General features: G+C 59.4%; 1 pseudogene. It reads left to right on the forward strand.

The features are described from left to right. Positions 1-107: 107 nt before the first annotated feature. Positions 108-764, forward strand: a pseudogene (locus ACTJJX_RS35040) (hypothetical protein); the annotation flags it as partial.

The raw sequence follows: 764 nt of genomic DNA on the forward strand, positions 1-764 counted from the left end.
CGTCTCGGAGTGAGCAAGCGCCACGGCGGGGCCGGCCGACGCCCCTGTAACACGTCAGATAAGCCACCTATTGCGGTTTCAATTCGTACCAATTTGGATCGTTAAAGATGAAGAAAATCAGCCATCAAATTCGCGTCAGTATCGAGTCGGACGGTCAGGTCTTGGAAAGCCCGAAAGGGCGGTTGTTCTTCGACGACACCACGGCTCAATTCACCGACCTGTCAGGCGTGCGCATTCTGCGGTGCGGCGTGGATACGGTGCGGCAGTTGTACAACGGCAAACTCCGGCCGGAAGTCATGGCGCTGTTTGACCTCTCGGTGGATGTGGTCGAGTTCGCCGGCTACGAGTGGTCCAAGGGCCGCATCGGTCGCGACTCCGGCTATCAGTACCGCCTGCAGAACGCTGAAATGGGTCTGATCCTGCTAATCAAGAATCACAACATCAAGGTCGACACCATTGGCTCGCACCTCAAGATCGAGGTATCGCCTCACGCCCTCGATGGCGCCGATCCGCGCATCCTCCAGGGCGTGCTGGATGATTTGGCCGCTGCCGTGCTGAGTCACTGCGAAACCAACCAAGCCGCTGTGCATATCGCCTTGGACGTGCAGGGCTGGAAACCGCCTCGCGATCTGGTGGACCGCATGCATTGTCGCTCGCGTCGGGTGCGACAAATCAGTGGGATCGAGCGGATCGAATTCGACGGCAACGCCTCGGTCTACGGGCGTGGCGAGACGTACATGTTCGGCTCGGCCAACGGCCTGCAA

It is taken from the genome of Pseudomonas sp. 22490, assembly GCF_052044465.1.
Taxonomy (GTDB): domain Bacteria; phylum Pseudomonadota; class Gammaproteobacteria; order Pseudomonadales; family Pseudomonadaceae; genus Pseudomonas; species Pseudomonas aeruginosa.